Origin of the sequence: Nonomuraea sp. NPDC050547 (assembly GCF_044457345.1) — a bacterium.
In the GTDB taxonomy this organism is placed as follows: Bacteria; Actinomycetota; Actinomycetes; order Streptosporangiales; family Streptosporangiaceae; genus Nonomuraea.
Genome location: NZ_JBITGW010000002.1, coordinates 353927 through 371028, shown reverse-complemented (window position 1 = coordinate 371028; position 17102 = coordinate 353927). Strand labels below are relative to the sequence as shown.

The following is a 17102-nucleotide window of genomic DNA, read 5'->3' as shown; positions in this document are numbered from 1 at the left end:
CACTGCCCCATGAGAGCATGAGGCAACCCATGCGCGCCCAACTCCCGCTCCGGCTCACCCGCTCGGCCGCCTTCGCCGCGGTCGGCGTGGGACTCGCCGCGCTCGCCCACACCATGGCCGGCGGCGCCGCCCCCACACCGGGTTTCTTCTGCCTGAGCCTCGCGGCGGTCATGGCGCTGGGCACGGTCCTGTCCGGCCGCGAACGCACCCCGGCCACCATCAACACCGTGCTGATCGCCACCCAGCTGGCCCTGCACACCGCCTTCGGCTACGAGTCGGGGCCCGCGGTCCTCTCACCGCTGACCGACCCCGAGCACGGCCTCGGCCAGAACACCGGCATGCTCCTCACGCACCTCATCGCCACCCTGCTCACCGGGTGGTGGCTGGCGCGCGGCGAGGGCGCGCTGTGGTCGCTGCTGCGCCGCCTGGGCCGCCGTCTGGTGCTGCTGCTCAGGTGCGTCGTTCCTGCCCGGGTACGGCAGGCCGCCTTCTTCACCTCCCGCCGCGTACCGGTCTGCCCGGCCGTCGCGCTCACCGTCAGCAGGCGCGGTCCTCCACTTCCCGCCTGACCATCTGACACCCCTTTCATCCCCCTTACCCGACAGCGAAGTGGAGACTTCCGCGTGTCCTTCCTCCGACGTGCCGCGACCGTGCTCGCCGCCGCCTCAGCCCTCACCCTCGGCCTGGCCGCCCCGGCCCTGGCCCACGTCACCATCAACCCGGGCACCGCCGAGCAGGGCGGGTTCACCAAGGTCGCCTTCCGCGTGCCGAACGAGCGCGACGACGCCGGCACCACCAAGATCGAGGTCGCCTTCCCGACCGACCACCCGCTCGCCTTCGTCAAGGTCAAGCCCGTGCCCGGCTGGACCGTCAAGGTCACGGAGGGCAAGCTGCCCCAGCCGGTCAAGACGGAGTTCGGCGACCTGGAAGAGGCCGTCACCAAGGTCGAGTGGTCCGGCGGCAAGATCAACCCGGGCGAGTTCCAGGAGTTCGAGGTCTCGATGGGCCAGCTCCCGAAGGACGTGGACCAGTTGGTCTTCCCGACCACGCAGACGTACTCGGGCGGCGAGGTCGTCAAGTGGGCCGACGCCCCCAAGTCCGACGGCACAGAGGCCGAACACCCGGCCCCCGTCCTGAAGCTGACCCCCGCGACAGCCGACGCCCACGGCGCCCCCGCGACCCCGGCGACCACCGCCCCGGCCGCCAAGCCGTCCCTGACCCCGGTAGCGGCCTCGTCATCCCCCTCCGACAACACCGCCCGCCTGCTGGGCGGCGCCGGCCTGGCAGTCGGCGTCATCGGCGTGGTGGTAGCCGCCCTGGCCCTCCGCCGCCGCCCCTCCTGACCCAACACCCCTGGGCCCGACCCCCGAGGCTCGGGCCCAGGACCGAAAACCCAACCCCGCCCACCAAAACCAGGGCACCACCGCCCCACCCACGCTCGCCGTGCTCGGGGGCACCCACCCACGCTTGTCAGCGCCGCAACGGCGAGACGCGTCACGGTCGAGCCCGGCGCAACACGAACGGCGCCCAGCCCGGCCCACCCCGCGCGGACTCGCAGGGTGGGTGCGGCGGGCAGCCACGCCACGGTCCCCGGTCAGCGAAGGGCCGTGACGGCGGGGTGCCACGTCCGACGTGAGAAGCGATCCCCCCGACCCGCGCGAGCCCACGTCGGCGGGTGGCGCCCACCAGGCCCGCCGTAAAGGAAAAGCCGGAAAAGACTAGGAAGAGATGTCCTTGCCAGAAAACCTCGCCCAGGCGATGGACAGGAACAGGGCGATGTACGCGGTGAACGCCAGCAACCCGCCCGACATGTCGCCGACGGGATCGCGCAACGCCCCGTCGAACCCCGACCAATGCGTCGGCAGCAGATACGGCGCCAGCCAGTCCAGCTGCGGAAACGCCCGCAGCACCTGCGTGACGATGATCAGCACCAGCGTGGCCGCGATGGCCCCGATCGACACCTCCGTCAGCGTCGACAGCGCCAGCGCGACGGCGGCCAGCGCCGCCATCCCCGCGCTCACGTACCCGACGGTGACGAGGATGCGCAGCAGCCCGTCCGCGAAGCTCACGGTCGTCCCCGACAGCAGCGTCACCGGCCCGACGGGGAACAACGCCACCCCCACCACCAGCGCCGACACCGCCACAGCGGCGGTCACGGCGACGGCGAAGATGACGGCGTTGAGGTATTTGACCGCCAGCAGCCGCCCCCGCCCGGCCGGCGCGGCCAGCAGGTAGCGCAGGGTCCCGGCCCCGGCCTCGCCCGCGATCGAGTCACCGGCCACGACCGCGACCGCGATCGGCATCAGCAACGGCACCAGCGCCGACAGCGCCACGAACGTCAGCATGAGGCTGTTCCCGGCCGTGGCCGCCAGCAGCGCGCCCATGCCGCCGTCGGCGTCCTCGGTGCCGATGCTCTTCAGCACGACGCCGATGATCACCGGCACCAGCGCGAGCACGCCCAGCATGATGAGGTTGCGCGGACGCCGGAACGTCAGCCCGAGCTCGGAACGCAGCAACCGCCAGAACGCCACCACCCCGCCGGACGGCTCGGGCTCGGACAGCACGGACGGCTCCTGCGGCGCGGCGGCGCGTTCCGCGCTGCGCCGTGTCTCGCTCACCGGCACCAGTCCCGGCATCCGGCGAGCGCCGGTCCGGGTGTCAGCCGTCGACATCGAAACCCTCCCCCGTCAGTCCCACGAACACGTCCTCCAGGCTCGTGCGCACCACCGACAGCCCGCGTACGGCCACGCCCGCCACGACCAGTTCCGCGTTGATCCGCTCCGGCGCCTGCCCGCCGAGTTCGGCGGTCACGTCGGAGCCCACGCGCACGTCGGGCAGTTCGAGCGCGGTCAGCACCTGCGCGGCCGTTTCCAGGTCCGGCGTGTCGATCCTGATCCTGGCGGCGCGCCCGCCGCTGAGCGAGGCGATGGTGCCCTGGGCGACGAGCCGCCCGGCGCTCATGATCCCGGCGTGGGTGCACATCTGCTCGACCTCGGCCAGCAGGTGCGAGGAGACGAACACGGTCGTGCCCTCGGCGGCGACGTCCTTGACCAGGGCGCGTACCTCGCGGGTGCCCTGCGGGTCGAGTCCGTTCGTGGGCTCGTCGAGCACCAGCAGCCGCCGGGGCCGCAGCAGCGCGGCGGCGATGGCCAGGCGCTGGCGCATGCCCAGTGAGTACGCCCGGTAGCGCTTGCCCGCGGCCGCGGCGAGACCGACCCGCTCCAGGGCCTCCGCGGCCCGCGTCCTGGCGGTCCTGCGCGGCGCGCTCGGGTCGGCGGCGTCGAAGCGCAGCAGATTCGCCTCGCCCGACAGGTACGGATAGAAGGCCGGCCCCTCCACCAGCGCCCCCACCGTGGTCAGGGGCGGCATCGTGAAGGTGCCCTCCGTGGGCGCGATCAGCCCGAGCAGCATGCGGATCGTGGTCGTCTTGCCCGAGCCGTTCGGCCCGAGGAAGCCGTAGACGGACCCGCTCGGCACGTCCAGGTCGAGCGCGTCCACCGCGACCTGGCCGCCGCGAAAGCGCTTGGTCAGGCCACGGGTGGTGATGGCGGCGGGCGGGGCCGCCCCGGAGGGCGCCCCCGCTTCCAACATGACCTCGGATGTCACTGGCCTGCGACCTTGACGAGCTCGTCAGGGGTGACCGCGCCGGCCAGCAGGCGGCCGTCGTCGGTCAGCAGGGCGGTGACCAGCTTGGTCTTGATCATCTTGCCGGAGCCCCATGCGCCGCTCACCGGGGTCGCCTGGTCGAGGATGAGCTTCGCGGTCTCGGCCTCGCGCGAGTTCGCGGCCTGCCCGTCCTGCTTGAACGGCAGCACCGCCACGCTCGTCCAGCCCTTGCCGATCACCTTGAGCTGCTCGGCGGCCTTCTCGGCCTCCTGGTTGTGGTCGGCGGCCGGCTCACCCAGCTGGCCGAAGTCCTTCTCCTCCACCTTGGCGCCCGCGGGCGGGGTGAAGGCGAAGTTCTCCTCGGCCGGCGGGCTGAACGTCACCTGCGTGAACCCGACCTGGAAAGCCGGTTCCGCCGAGCCCTTGGCGAACACCTGCACCTGCAGCGGCTGGTAGTTCTCGCCGTCCAGGGCCAGACGCACCTCCTTCACCAGCGAGCTCTGCGCCTTCGGCGTCAGCACCAGCTGGTACACGGAGCGGCCGGCGACCTCGGCGGTGTTCGTCACCGAGACGCCCGTGTCCTCGTTGACCCGGTCCAGGAACGTCTCGGCGACCTGCTGCGGCGTCAGGTCCGTCGGGCTCGGCGTCGCCGGCGGCTTCTCCCGCTCGGACTTGGCGGGCAGTTTCACCTTGGTCGCGGTGTTCGTGCCGCTGTTCCAGTACCAGGTCTGGTCGCCGTTGACGATCAGGTTGGTCTCACTCATCTGGCCGGGCAGGGCGATCCTCAGCCGGTCCCGCCCGCCGTACCAGACCTTGACCTCGTGCGAACCGGACAACAACGCCAGCGGCGAGGCCCCACCGCCCTGGCCGGGCAGCGCGGGCAGGCCGAGCGAAGCCGTCTGCTGGACCGTGCCCGACATCGCCGGCGGCCCACCCGCCTTCTTGACCGCCGCGGCGGCGTCGGCCAGCAACTGCTCGGCCGTACGTTCGGGCAGGACGGGCTCGCCGCTGACGGCGGCGATCACGGGACCGGCGCCGACCGCCGCCCCGATCACGGCGGCGGCCGCGATCGGGACCCCCCACCTCACGATCGTTCCTCTACGCATCTCACTCCTTCACGGTATGCGGATGTTCCCACCGTGGTGCATCGGTCCTTAGGTGATCCTGAGAGCGTCTGAGAGCCCTCTCAGCTCTTGCAGCCATCCGTTACGGCGAAGCCGCCGCCCACGCCACCCGCCGGCGTGCGTCGGCGCAGGCCGGCGGGATCGCTTCTCACGTCGGACCACTCCCCGCCGCAACGGCCCCCCTCCCCACCCACCCCGGCCCCGGCCGGGCCCCGCGCACGTTGCGCCGGGCTCCACCGCGCCCCGTCTCGCCGCACCGGCGCTCCGCAAGCGTTGGGGTGCCCGTGGTGTCGGGGTCCGGGGGCTGAGAGGGTTCTCAGGCGGGGGTGCCTACACTCCAGGGCATGAGGGTTCTGGTCGTCGAGGATGAGCGGCGCATGGCGGCGGCGCTGCAGCGTGGTCTGCAGGCGGAGGGGTTCGCCGTGGATCTGGCCCACGACGGCGAGGAAGGGCTGCACCTGGCCCGCAACGGCGAGTACGACGTGGTCGTCCTGGACATCATGCTGCCCCGCCTGTCCGGCTACAACGTCTGCAAGCACCTGCGCGCCGAGGAGAACTGGGTGCCGATCCTGATGTTGTCGGCCAAGGACGGCGAGTACGACATGGCCGACGGTCTCGATCTCGGGGCCGATGACTATCTGACCAAGCCGTTCTCCTACGTGGTGCTGGTCGCGCGGCTCAGGGCGCTGCTCAGGCGCGACGCGGGCCGGCGTCCGGCCGTGCTGACCGCCGGGGATCTGTCGCTGGACCCGGCGCGGCGGCGGGTGGAGCGCGGGGAGGCGCAGGTCGAGCTGACGCCTCGGGAGTTCGCGCTGCTGGAGTACCTGCTGCGGCGGCGGGACGAGGTCGTCTCGAAGTCGGAGATCCTGGAGCACGTCTGGGACACCTTCGACACCGACCCGAACGTCGTCGAGGTCTACGTCGGCTATCTCCGCCGCAAGATCGACGCCCCGTTCGGCAGGAACGCGCTGCAGACCGTGCGCGGCGCGGGCTACCGCCTGGCCGGCGACGGTGGCTGATTCGCCGCTGGCCTGGTGGCGGCGGCAGGGGCTGCGGTTCCGGCTGACCATGGTGGCCGCCGCGGTGCTGGCGCTGGCGCTGGCGATCTCGGCGTCGGTGCTGCTCAGCGTGCTGCAACGGGCGCTGCTCGGCACGGTGGACGACTCGCTGCGCCAGCAGGCGCAGACGGTGCGGGTCAAGGCCGACAACGAGATGCTGACCAGCCCGATCGTCACCCATGACGGGACGATCGTGCAGGTTCTGGAGCGCGACGGCCGGATCTCGAACGTCACCTACGGCGCCGACCGGCTGGTCCCGCTGCTGGACGCCCCGGCCAGGCAGCGGGCGCTCAAGGGTGAGGCGCTCTATCTGGACGGCCGGCCGTACGCGATCCCCGGGCCGCTGCACGTCGTGGCGGTCAGCGCGGACCAGGGCCGCACGGTGCTGGCGGCGCGCCCGATCGGCGAGATCGTGCGGAGCCTGGGCGTGGCCGGGAAGGTGCTGTTCGTGGGCACGCCCGCGCTGGTGGTGCTGCTGGCCGCGGCCAGCTGGCTGATCATCGGCAGGACGCTGCGGCCGATCGCCGCGCTGCGCAGGGGCGCCGCCGACATCACCCACACCGCCCGCTCGCGCCGCCTGCCGGTGCCGCAGGCCCGTGACGAGGTGCACGCGCTGGCGCTCACGCTCAACGACATGCTGGCCCGCCTGGAGGAGGCGGAGAAGCGCCAGCGCTCGCTGGTCTCCGACGCCTCCCACGAGCTGCGCAGCCCGCTGGCCAGCATCCGCCTGCAGCTGGAGGTGGCGCTGGGACATCCGGAGGGCGCCGACTGGCAGGAGACGGCCGAGGGCGTGCTGGAGGACACGTTGCGCCTGTCGCGCCTGGCCGAGGACCTGCTCGCGCTGGCCCGTCTCGACGAGCGCGGCGGCCGTCCCGCCCGCCGCGAGCCGGTCGACCTCGACGACGTGGTACGGCGCTGCGTCGAGCGCTACGGCGAGGCCCACCTGGTGGCCTGCGACCCGGTCCTGGTGACCGGCGACGCCCTCGACCTGACCAGGGTGCTGACGAACCTGCTGGACAACGCCGTGCGCCACGCCGCCTCGAAGGTGGAGGTGGCGCTGACGGCCGACGGCGTGCTGACCGTGACCGACGACGGCCCGGGCATCCCGCGGGAGGACCGCGAGCGCGTCTTCGACCGCTTCACCCGGCTGGACTCGGGCCGGGGCCGCGACGAGGGCGGCGCGGGGCTGGGCCTGGCCATCGTGCGGGAGACGGTGCGCGCGCACGACGGCCGGGTGTACCTGGAGGACGCGTTCCCCGGCCTGCGCGTCGTGGTGGAGCTCCCGGCCGCCCGCAAAAGCACGTAGAAGCACATCGAAGCACGTAGAAGCCTTCAAACGCGCATAAAGCGGATCGATAGCGCCTTCCCCTACGCTCCCCCGGACGGACGCGCGCCGTCCGCGATCAACGAACGTGAAGGAAACACCATGCGCAACATCCTTATCGCCCTGGGCCTGGCCGTGGCCCTCGCGGGCGGCACCGCGGCGATCGCCTCGGCAGCGGCCGCCAGGCCGGTCACCGGCTGCGAGGGCAAGCCGCTGTGCGACGACGACGACATGCACTGGCCCAACCCGATCGGCTCGCCCACCACCCCCGGCACCTGACCGGTCAGCGCGCGCGGGCGAGGGCCTCGGCGGCCTTCGCCCGCCATGGTTCGGCACCGATCTCCTCGAACAACGCGTACGCCTCCTGAAGGTGCGACTCGGCGGCCCGTTCGCCGCCCTCCATCATGAGCAGCCCGAGGTTCAGCCGGATCCGGCCGGAGATGAGCCGCTCCCCCAGCCGCTCGGCGAGGTCCAGCGCCGCCGCCAGCGTCCCCTTGGCCTGGTCGGGCTGGCCGAGCGCGATCCTGGCCTCGGCGATGCCCTGCATGACGTAGGCCTCGCCGATCCGGTCGCGTACGTCGCGCACGATCACGGCCGCCGCCTCGAACGCCTCCAGGGCCCGCCGGCCCTCGCCCCTGAGCAGCGCGAGGCGGCCGATGGAGTTGAGCGCCTGGGCCTCCCCGCGTGGCACGCCCTCCTCCCGGAAGATCTCCAGTGCCTGCTCCAGCAGGGGGCCGCCTTCGTCGAGTGTGCCCCGTTCCAGGTGGATGACGGCCAGGTTGACCAGCGCGTGGGCCTCGGCGGCCCGGTCGCCGACGGCGCGCAGCAGGGGCAGGGCCTGCTCGTAGCGCTCCCTGGCGGCGGCGACGTCGCCGCGCATCCGCTCGACCATCGCCATGTTCCGCAGGGCCAGGGCGCGGCCGTGGGTCTCGCCGATCTCGTCGAACAGGTCGAGTGCCTCGGTCAGCATGGGGTGGGCCTCGCCGTACCTCTGCTGGAAGACGGCGAGTGAGCTCAGTGAGTAGACCATCGCGCCCTCGCCGCGGATGTTGCCCGCCTCGCGGCACGCCTTGAGCGCGAGTTCGCTGACCGCGCGCCACTCGTCGAAGTAGCCGTGGGTCTCGAACAGGGTGATCGCGGTCATCGCGATGCTCCAGCACAGCTCGTCCAGGCCGTGCCCCGCGGCCTGGCGAACGAGCGCCAGCAGCGTGGCGCGTTCGCCGTCGAGCCAGGTCAGCGGGTCGTCGCCGATGAGCGCGTCGGCCAGGGTAGGCGCGAAGGGACCGTGTCCCGCCTTGCCGCGCAGGAGCGTGAAGTGGCCGCCGTAGTAGCGCTCGTGGGCGCGCTCGCTGAGGCGGACGAAGGCGGAGCAGGCGCGTTCCAGGGTGGCCAGCCGCTGCTCGCGGCGTTCCTCGGTCTGCGCGCGCTCGCCGGCGAAGGCGCGTACGAGATCGTGGATGGCGTAGTGGCCGCCACGGACGGTCAGCAGGGACGCGCCGACGAGCTCGTCGAGCGCCTGCTCGGCGTCGCCGTCGAGCAGCGCGCCGGCCATCCAGGCGGTCGTCTGCGGGCTGTCGACCAGTCCGATCCGCCGGAAGAGGGTACGCGCCCGCGCCGACAGGCCCCGGTAGGACACCTCCAGGCTGGCCCGGACCTCCAGGTCGCCGTGGCTGAGCACGTCGAGCATGGTCCGCGAGTCGCTGAGCAGGCCGACCAGGGTCTCGATCGTCCACTGGGGCCGCACGGCCAGCCGCGCCCCGGCGATGCGCAGTGCCAGCGGCAGGCCGCCGCACTGGGCCGCGAGCCTTCTGAGCGCGTCGGGTTCCGCGGCGGCGCGCCGTTCGCCGACGTCGCCCATGAGCAGCCGGACGGAACCGGCGTCGTCCAGGACCTCCAGCCTGACCACCCAGTGCTCGGCCATCCCGATGGGGCGCTCGCGTCCGGTCACCAGCACGCCGCAGGGCCCGCCGCCGGGCAGCAGGGGCCAGATCTGCTCGAAGGATCCGGCGTTGTCGAGCAGGACGAGCAGCCTGCGTCCGGCGACCGTGGAGCGGAACAGCGCGCCGCGTTCCTCGGCCGAGCGCGGGATGGCGCTGACGCCGAGCGCGCGCAGGAACATGCTGAGCACGTCCGTGGCCTCGATCTGCCCGTCGCGCAGGTCCACGTAGAGCTGGCCGTCGGGGTAGTGGGAGGACAGCTCGTGGGCGGCGTGCACGGCCAGTTCGGTCTTGCCCACGCCGGCGCGGCCCACGACGGCGGCCATGGGCAGCGGCCCGTCCGCGCCCGAACCGGCCAGCATGCCGGTGAGCCTGGCCAGCTCGCCGGAACGGCCGGACAGCGTGGAGATCATCGGCGGGAGCTGGCGCGGCACCGGCGTGAGCCTGACGGGCGGCGCGGGCCGGTCGAGCTCGTCCTCCTGGTTGAGGATGGCCAGCTCCAGACGGCGCAGCTCGTCGCTGGGCTCAAGGCCGAGCGTGTCGAGAAGCATCTCGCGGTAGGCGCGGAAGGCGTCCAGCGCCTCGGCCTGCCGCCCCGAGCGGTACAGGGCCAGCATCAGGTGGTTGTGCGGCCGCTCGCGCAGCGGGTGGGCCTCGACCAGCCGCCGCAGCTCGCCGACCAGCTCCAGGTGCCGCCCGAGCCCCAGTTCCAGCTCGACGCACTGCTCGTGGGCCAGCAGCCGGCGTTCCTCGAGGTCATGGACCATCGGCCGGATCAGGTCGCTGTCCACGTCGGACAGCGCGGGCCCGCGCCACAGCGCCAGCGCCGCGCGCAGCGTGCGCGCTGCCCGCTCGGGCTCCTCACCGCGCGCCCGCGTGATCAGGTCGTCGAACTCGGTCAGGTCCAGCCGCGCCGGATCCACCTTCACGACGTAGCCGGGCGAGCGCGTGATCAGTGTGTGGTACGGCTGCGCCGTGTCGTGAAGCACGCGGCGCAGCTGCGAGATCCGGATCTGCACCTGGTTGCGCGCCGTGCCCGGCGGGTTCTCCCCCCAGGCCGCCTCGATCATCCGCTCCAGGGGAACGACCCGGTTCGCCTCGAGCAGCAACATGGCCATGACGACCCGCTGGAGGCTGCCCCCGAGATGGAGCTCCTGTCCCTCGTGTTCGACCAGCAGCGGTCCGAGAATCTTGAATCGCATCCGCTCTCCTCCGCCGGTGATGCTTCCAAGCGGGTGTTGCACAAGATCTGCACTCCGATCGCAACCCAGCTCGGCACGGGGATACTACGCGAGGCGAGCTATCTCGGCGAGTGCGGACCGGGCGGAGGCGGCGTCGTGCACCCGGAAGACCCGGGCTCCCTGGAGCGCGGAAACGGCGAGTGTCGCGATGGTCCCCGCGTGCCGCCGATCCACCGGCAGCCCGCCGAGCGTCTCGCCGACGAAGTCCTTGTTGGACACCGCCACGAGGACGGGCAAGCGCGTGGCCACCATTTCGTCCAGGCGCCTGCTGACCTCCAGCGAGTGGAAGGTGTTCTTGCCGAAGTCGTGGGCCGGATCGATGAGGATCGCGTCGCGGGCCACACCCGCGGCCACGGCGCGCTCGGCCAGGCCGACGGTGTAGCCGATGACGTCGTCCACCACGTCGGCGTAGGCGATGCGGTGCGGGCGGGTGCGTGGCTCCACGCGACCGGCGTGCGCGCACACCAGGCCGGTGCCGTGGCGGGCGGCCACCTCCGCGAGGCCGGGGTCGACGCCGCCCCAGGTGTCGTTGAGCAGATGGGCTCCGGCGCGGGCGACCACCTCGCCCACTTCGGCGCGCCAGGTGTCGACGCTGATCAGGAGGCCGGGGTGGCGTTCGCGCACCGCCTCGACCAGGTCGGCCACGCGGCGGATCTCCTCGGCGGCGTCGACGTCGTCGCCGGGGCCCGCCTTGACGCCGCCGATGTCGACGATGTCGGCGCCTCCGGCCACGGCCTGGTCCACGGCGTCGAGCGCGGCGGCGAAGCCGTACGTGCGGCCTTTGTCGTAGAAGGAGTCCGGCGTGCGGTTGACCACCGCCATGATGGCGTACTCGCCGGGGGCGAAGGTGCGCTCTCCCAGGCGCAGCGTCCCGGCCATCAGAGGTTCCGCCGTCCGCCGAAGTGGCGACCGGGACGGGCGCGTCGGCCCGCGAGGCCTAGCCCTTCACCGGCAACGTGCGCCGGCAGGCCTTGCGGGGCCGCGTCCGGGTCGTCCAGTCCGGTGCGCAGACCGGCTGTTTCGAACTGGAACCTTGCTATCTGGGGCCTGAAGCCCCGTCCCGTCGCGGATACCGGATCCCCTCCGCCCTGGCCGGGTGGCGGGCCCGCCTCACGGACGTGGGTCGCGCATGCGTCCGGGAAGGCAGTCGGTAGTCGGGTCATGCACAGGATGTTAGGCGGCACTTCCCTTCTCCGCTGTCGCCAGGAAGTCCTGGGCGCTCAACGGCAGTCTCTTGCGGGCGTGCACGACGGCGATGACGCGCCGCACCGCGGGTTCCAAGGAGCGCACGACCAGGCCCGCGCGGACGGCCATCTCGGCCAGGCCCCGATACCACAGCAGGGAGGCCTGTCCCGTTCTGACCGCGTTCAGCCAGCCGTTGCGCTCGTCGGTCTCGAGCACCACCACCGGGGTGACCGCGAACTTGCCGAACATGGCGTCCAGCTCCCTGCGCCGCAGCGATCCTCGTGCGGGCAGTGCCAGGCGCATGCCGTGGAGTCGGCCCATGGGGACCGGATCCGGCAGGTCGAGGCCCGGCGGGGAGATCAGCACGATCTCCTGCCGTTCCAGCGGGTGGGTGATCAGGTCCGTGGGGACCGGGAGGTCCGTCAGGCCGAGGTCGGCCCTGGCCTCCCTGATGGCCGTGACGACTCCGTCGCGGCCGTCACATCGCACGATCTGCACGCGAACCCCTGGATGCTCGGCGGTGTAGGCGGGCACCAACCGGCCCGCCAGCCCGGCTTCCAGGCTGGGAGTGGCGGCGATCCGCAGCTCCACCTCAGGGGATCCGCCGTGGCTCGCGAGCGCTTCGATCTCGCTTACGGCATCGAGTGCCTCCCTTGCCAGCTTGATGACTCTCCTGCCCTGCGCCGTGACCACGACGCCCCGACCCGAACGCGCGAAAAGCGTCATGCCCAGCTCGCGTTCAAGGTCCCGAATCGCCCGCGAAAGCGCAGGTTGCGCGATGTAGAGCGATCTGGCCGCGTCGGTCATTGTGCGGTGCTCCGCAGTTGCGACCACATAGCGGAGCTGCTGCAGATTCATGCCACTGAAGCTAGGACAACAGCCCCCGCCCGGTCCGGTACATAGCGGAGATCACCTCGAATGATTTCGGACCGTAACCGAGTACGCCCACATCCGTGACGGGTGATAAATCAGTATGCTTCTGCCCCAAATTCGGCAAAGGTCCGGTCTTGCCGACAACGGGGTGAAGGGGGTTCACGGTGACGGGGAACGGGCAACACCCACCGCCACCCCATGGGCAGGGGCAGCCCCAGATTCCGCCGTCGCGTCCGTGGCCGCCTCCCGGCTACGGAAAGCCGCAGGAACAGCCGCCGCCGCCCCAGGGGCCGTCCTACCCGCCGCCTCCGCCGCAGGGGCGCCCGCCGTACCCGCCGCAGGGCCGGCCGCCGTACGGCCGGCCCGCACCGCCTCAGGGCCCGCCGCCCCAGGGCCCGCCCGCGCCGTCCCAGGGCCGTCCTCCTTACGGACAGCCGCAAGCACAACCGCCCTACCCGCAGCCTCCTTACGGACAGCCGCAAGGGCAGCCCCCCTATCAGCAGCCGCCGCACCGGCAGCAGCCGTACCCGCAGCCGCCCCGGCCCCCGCAGGGCGGGTGGCCGCCGCCCCCGCCGCCGGGGCAGTTCCGGCAGTGGCCGCAGCCGCAGCGCAAGAAGTCCGGCAGCACGGCCGCCGTGCTCGGCGCGGTCTTCGGCGTGGTGGCGGTGATCGGGGTGCTGCTCGTGGTCGGTTCCGCGCTGCTGATGGGCGGCGGGTCGCGTACCGAGACCTCGACGCCGATCGCGGTGCCGACCTACACGCCCCCGACGCGCAGCCACACCAGGGAGCCGATCCGGCCCACCCGGCGCCCGACGCCCACCGAGACGCGATCGGAGGACACCGAGACGCGGCCCGACGACGCCGAGACGGTCAACCCGCCCGCCCAGGTGAAGCTCGACACGAGCCTGAAGACCAACTCCATGTACCGGGCGGGCGCGCTGCCGCGCACGACGTGCCGGGCCGGCAACGCCAGCATCTTCAGCCACAGCCAGCTCAAGGCGCTGATCCTGAAGACGGGCCGGTGCATGGACCAGGCGTGGGGGCCGATCCTGAAGCGCCAGGGCATCGGCTGGAGCCCGCCGGGCTACGCGATCGCCGCCAAGCGCGGCCGGGGCGCCTGCGGGGACTACCCGTCGCCGGGCAGCATCGTGCCCTACTACTGCCCGCGCAACAACACCATCTACGCCTCCACCTCGGCCATGGCCAAGGGGAACGGCAACGCCCTCGGCTACGGCCAGATCGTGCCGTGGAACGGGGCGATCATCAGCATGATGGCCCACGAGTACGGCCACCACGTGCAGAACATCACCGGCGTCATGAACTCCTGGTGGTCCAGGACCCTGGACTCCACCAGCCGCAGCGGGAAGCTGGCATTGAGCAGGAGGCTGGAGCTCCAGGCCACCTGTTTCGGTGGCATGTTCATGAAGGCCGTGGCGCCCAGTTACCCGATCAGCACGGGCAACCGCGCCAAGCTCTTCTGGTTCTACTCCCGGGTCGGCGACCATCCCGGATACCCCCGCGACCACGGCTCTCCGGCCAACAACCATCGCTGGTTCCGCCAGGGCTGGGATCGCAACCAGGCTCTCCAGTGCAACACCTGGATGGCCTCTTCGTCCTCGACCTCCTGAGGTCATCCTTCGTTCATCTCAGATTGGCCAGTTGTCTGTGATGTCCCTTTATGGGGGCTAGAATCTGGCAATCTTGTGCAACCGGGGGCAAAGTCATGGGTTTTGCCTGGTAAATGCTTGAAGGAGCCGGTGTGACGAAGGACGAAGAGGTCGGCACCGTGCCCGCGGACAGGAAACGGCGGGCAACACGCCGCACCCGCGGCGCCCGGCCGGCCGGGGAGGGCGCGGCCAAGCCCGCCGCCCCCCGCTTCGCCAAGCCACTCACGCTCGCCTCCGTCCTCGGCTGGACGATGCTCTCCGTCCTCGTGCCCGGCGCCGCACACCTGCGCGCCGGGCGCCGTCGTATCGGGCTGACGCTCATCGGCGTCTACGCCGTCATCCTGCTGACCGCGCTCGTCATCGTCCTGATCAACGTGACCCAGCCCGGCATCTTCCTCGGCTGGACGACCGCGATCACGGTCATCGCGGCGGTGGGCGCGCTGGCGTGGTTCGCGCTCATGCTCGCCTCCTACGTCGCGCTGGGCCCGAGCAGGCTCGGGCAGCAGGGGCAGATCGTCTCCGGCATCGCCGTCGGCATCCTCGGCGTCGCCGTCATGTCGCCCTTCGCCCTGACCGCCCAGCTCGTGATGAGCGGCCAGGACGCGCTCCAGCAGATCTTTCCCAGCGGCCAGAAGGACCCCGACATCGCGCCGGTCAAGCAGGAGGACCCCTGGAACGGCCGTGACCGCGTCAACTTCCTGCTGGTCGGCGGCGACGGCGCGGGCAACCGCGACGGGGTGCGCACCGACAGCATGACCGTGGCCAGCGTGCACGTGCAGACCGGCAACACGGTGCTGTTCAGCCTCCCGCGCAACCTCCAGCACGTACGCTTCCCCTCCGGCACCCCGATGGCCAAGCACTTCCCCAACGGCTTCCAGGCGGAACTGCCCAACGGCGGCCTGCTCAACGAGGTCTGGAAGTTCGCCAACGACAACCCGCAGGTCGCCGGCGGCAAGAACAAGGGCCCCCGCGTCCTCATGGACGCCATCGGCCAGACCCTCGGCCTCAAGATCGACTACTACGCCCTGGTCAACATGTACGGCTTCGCGTACCTGGTCGACGCCATCGGCGGCCTCAAGATCCGCGTCGAGCGGGACATCCCCTGGGGCGGCCTGTACGGCACCGCCGGCACCATCAAGGCCGGCACCCGCGTCCTGTCCGGCGAGGAGGCCCTGTGGTACGGCCGCTCCCGCGTGGGCAGCGACGACTTCTCCCGCATGGCCCGCCAGCGCTGCGTCATCGGCGCGTTCGCCCAGCAGGCCACGCCCATGAAGGTGCTGACCAACTTCGAGAAGGTCGCCCGCGCCGCCAAGCGCATGGCCTCCACGAACATTCCGCACGAGCTGCTGGAGCACCTGGTCAACCTGGCCGTGAAGGTGAAGGGGGCCAGGATCACCAGCCTGCAGTTCGTGCCGCCGGAGTTCTACTCGGGCCGCCCCGACTGGATCAAGATCCGCAAGGCGTCGGCCAAGGCGCTCACCGACTCGCTCAAGCCGGCCCGCAAGACGCAGGTCGCCAACGCCTCGGCCGCCCCCTCGGCCTCCGGCACCCCCACACGGAACGGCGCCGCCGCCCCGACCGAGACCCCGACCCGCAACACCAACAAGTCCGCCAAGAGCCTGTCGGAGCTCTGCGGCCTGAGCTAGCGGGCCGGAGGGCCGGCGGTCAGCGGCCGGCCGGTGAGCCGGCCTCGTCGGGCCACAGGCCGTTGGAGTCGCGCAGTTCGGCCACCTCCCTGCGCAGCGCGGCGAGCTCGTCCAGGATCAGCCGGGCGGACATCTCGGCGTGGCTCTCCAGCTCGGCCCGCTCCTCGGCCGACTCCTCCTCCATGGCGCTGACGACCACCGCCATGAACAGGTTCAGCACCACGAACGAGCACAGCAGGATGAAGACCACGAAGAACACCCAAGCGCCCGGGTGGACGGCCATGACCTCGCGGGCGATGTCGGGCCACGCCTCGCCGGTCATGGTCTGGAACAGCGTGAACAGGGACGTCTGCAGGTCGCCGAAGTAGCCGGGGGCGGTGGCGCCGTACAGCTTGGTGCTCATGACCGCGGCCACGTACAGGACCAGCGCCAGGAGCACGACGATGGAGCTCATCCCCGGCATGGCGCGGAGTAAGGCGGACACGACCCGCCGCAGGCTCGGGACGGCGGAGATGAGGCGCAGCGCCCGCAGGACCCGCAGGGCCCGCAGCACGGACAGGTTGCCGCTGGCGGGGGCCAGGGCGACGCCGACGATGAGGGCGTCGAAGATGTTCCACGGGTCGCGGAAGAACCGGGAACGCTCCACATAGAGCTTGGCCAGCAGTTCGGCGACGAAGACGTAGAGGGCGGCGTGGTCGATGAGGCGCAGGGCCGTGCCGTACTCGGCGACGACCGAGGGGAAGGTCTCGAGGCCGAGCGTGGCCGCGTTGACGAGGATGACGGTGATGATGATGCGCTGGAAGCGCTTATGTTCGATACAGGCGCGAATGCGGTCACGCACGTGCAGGCTCCCCAAAGGTTGATCAAGACCCGTCCATGATGACGTAACACTTATGGACGGTAGATAAACAGTTGATCAACGCGTCGGAGTCAGACGGAACACCCGTAACTCCCGTCCCGATACCCGCGTGTAGTGGTCGTAGACGGGCCACATCGCCAGCAGGTCCGGCCAGGCGGCGGCCCGCGCCTCGCCCTCCAGCAGGGTCGCGATGACGGGGAAGGTGGCGCCGCGGAAGCTCACGGCGGCCTCGGGGGTCTTGAGCAGATTGCCGGTCCAGGAGGGGTGTTGCGGGCGGCCGTAATTGCTGCCCACGACGAGCATGCCTCCGTCCCGCTCGGGAAGGCAGGCCAGCGGCGACGAGCGCTTCTCGCCGCTCTTGGCGCCGGTGGTGACCAGCAGCAGCACGGGGGTGACCACGTCGCTGGCGAGCCGACCGCGGGTGAGCCGGTGCACGAGGCGGTCCATGCGCGGCACGACCACGGGCGCGACCTTGGGGAACCACGACGTCGCCGACAGCCACTGGAAGAACGCCTTCACCCGGCTCACGCTAGAACACAAGCAAGCGCTCGGTCAAGGAGCTCATGTGGTAGAAAACGCTCC

At 71.6% G+C, this 17102-nt stretch carries 15 protein-coding genes; 7 read left to right on the top strand and 8 right to left on the bottom strand.

Features of this window, described 5'->3' with window-relative positions:
* The first annotated feature begins 29 nt into the window (after positions 1-29).
* Together ACIBHY_RS06165 and ACIBHY_RS06160 are read left to right on the top strand one after the other, a co-directional pair.
* Positions 30-569 (top strand): MFS transporter, encoded by a 540-nt coding sequence (locus tag ACIBHY_RS06165; RefSeq protein ID WP_397256412.1) that lies wholly within the window; start codon positions 30-32, stop codon positions 567-569.
* Between the two features lie 54 nt (positions 570-623).
* Entirely contained in the window at positions 624-1343 is a 720-nt protein-coding gene (locus tag ACIBHY_RS06160) for a YcnI family protein (RefSeq protein WP_397256410.1), read from the top strand.
* A gap of 375 nt (positions 1344-1718) precedes the next feature.
* Here the strand turns inward: ACIBHY_RS06160 and ACIBHY_RS06155 are convergent, their stop codons facing one another.
* The 3 genes from ACIBHY_RS06155 to ACIBHY_RS06145 are packed head-to-tail and all read right to left on the bottom strand — an operon-like array spanning position 1719 to position 4694.
* Complete coding sequence (locus tag ACIBHY_RS06155) at positions 1719-2672, bottom strand: ABC transporter permease (RefSeq protein ID WP_397256409.1); 954 nt, start codon at positions 2670-2672, stop codon at positions 1719-1721.
* Complete coding sequence (locus ACIBHY_RS06150) at positions 2659-3606, bottom strand: ABC transporter ATP-binding protein (RefSeq protein WP_397306093.1); 948 nt, start codon at positions 3604-3606, stop codon at positions 2659-2661. Before ACIBHY_RS06150 ends, ACIBHY_RS06155 begins: the two co-directional genes overlap by 14 nt.
* Complete coding sequence (locus ACIBHY_RS06145) at positions 3603-4694, bottom strand: outer membrane lipoprotein carrier protein LolA (protein WP_397256405.1); 1092 nt, start codon at positions 4692-4694, stop codon at positions 3603-3605. The genes ACIBHY_RS06150 and ACIBHY_RS06145 overlap by 4 nt, the downstream gene beginning before the upstream one ends.
* 380 nt (positions 4695-5074) lie before the next feature.
* Here ACIBHY_RS06145 and ACIBHY_RS06140 point away from each other — a divergent pair, with 380 nt between their 5' ends.
* The 3 genes from ACIBHY_RS06140 (at position 5075) to ACIBHY_RS06130 (ending at position 7391) form a co-directional block, all read left to right on the top strand.
* The gene (locus ACIBHY_RS06140) at positions 5075-5749 is read left to right on the top strand and encodes a response regulator transcription factor (protein ID WP_379616375.1); all 675 of its coding nucleotides are present in this window, start codon (positions 5075-5077) and stop codon (positions 5747-5749) included.
* A complete protein-coding gene (locus ACIBHY_RS06135; RefSeq protein WP_397256403.1) occupies positions 5742-7094 on the top strand; it encodes a sensor histidine kinase in 1353 nt (450 codons plus the stop codon). Before ACIBHY_RS06140 ends, ACIBHY_RS06135 begins: the two co-directional genes overlap by 8 nt.
* 120 nt (positions 7095-7214) lie before the next feature.
* The gene (locus ACIBHY_RS06130; RefSeq protein WP_397306092.1) at positions 7215-7391 is read left to right on the top strand and encodes a hypothetical protein; all 177 of its coding nucleotides are present in this window, start codon (positions 7215-7217) and stop codon (positions 7389-7391) included.
* Positions 7392-7395: 4 nt separating this feature from the next.
* Here ACIBHY_RS06130 and ACIBHY_RS06125 read toward each other — a convergent pair whose 3' ends face one another.
* The 3 genes from ACIBHY_RS06125 to ACIBHY_RS06115 form a co-directional block, all read right to left on the bottom strand.
* A complete protein-coding gene (locus ACIBHY_RS06125; protein WP_397306091.1) occupies positions 7396-10251 on the bottom strand; it encodes a BTAD domain-containing putative transcriptional regulator in 2856 nt (951 codons plus the stop codon).
* Between the two features lie 84 nt (positions 10252-10335).
* Positions 10336-11169 carry a dihydropteroate synthase gene (gene folP / locus ACIBHY_RS06120; RefSeq protein WP_397306090.1) on the bottom strand — a complete coding sequence of 278 codons (834 nt, stop codon included), beginning with the start codon at positions 11167-11169 and terminating at the stop codon, positions 10336-10338.
* A 294-nt stretch (positions 11170-11463) separates the two neighbouring features.
* Positions 11464-12333 (bottom strand): LysR substrate-binding domain-containing protein, encoded by an 870-nt coding sequence (locus tag ACIBHY_RS06115; protein WP_379616385.1) that lies wholly within the window; start codon positions 12331-12333, stop codon positions 11464-11466.
* A gap of 650 nt (positions 12334-12983) precedes the next feature.
* On the opposite strand from ACIBHY_RS06115, the gene ACIBHY_RS06110 reads away from it, so the two are divergent.
* The gene (locus tag ACIBHY_RS06110; RefSeq protein WP_397306089.1) at positions 12984-13976 is read left to right on the top strand and encodes a neutral zinc metallopeptidase; all 993 of its coding nucleotides are present in this window, start codon (positions 12984-12986) and stop codon (positions 13974-13976) included.
* A gap of 131 nt (positions 13977-14107) precedes the next feature.
* Positions 14108-15661: an LCP family protein gene (locus ACIBHY_RS06105; protein ID WP_397256393.1), complete on the top strand. Its 1554-nt coding sequence runs from the start codon at positions 14108-14110 to the stop codon at positions 15659-15661.
* Between the two features lie 19 nt (positions 15662-15680).
* On the opposite strand, the gene ACIBHY_RS06100 is transcribed toward ACIBHY_RS06105, so the two are convergent.
* The gene (locus ACIBHY_RS06100) at positions 15681-16502 is read right to left on the bottom strand and encodes an ion transporter (protein ID WP_397256391.1); all 822 of its coding nucleotides are present in this window, start codon (positions 16500-16502) and stop codon (positions 15681-15683) included.
* Positions 16503-16577: 75 nt separating this feature from the next.
* A complete protein-coding gene (locus tag ACIBHY_RS06095; RefSeq protein ID WP_397256389.1) occupies positions 16578-17039 on the bottom strand; it encodes a nitroreductase family deazaflavin-dependent oxidoreductase in 462 nt (153 codons plus the stop codon).
* Positions 17040-17102: the final 63 nt, after the last annotated feature.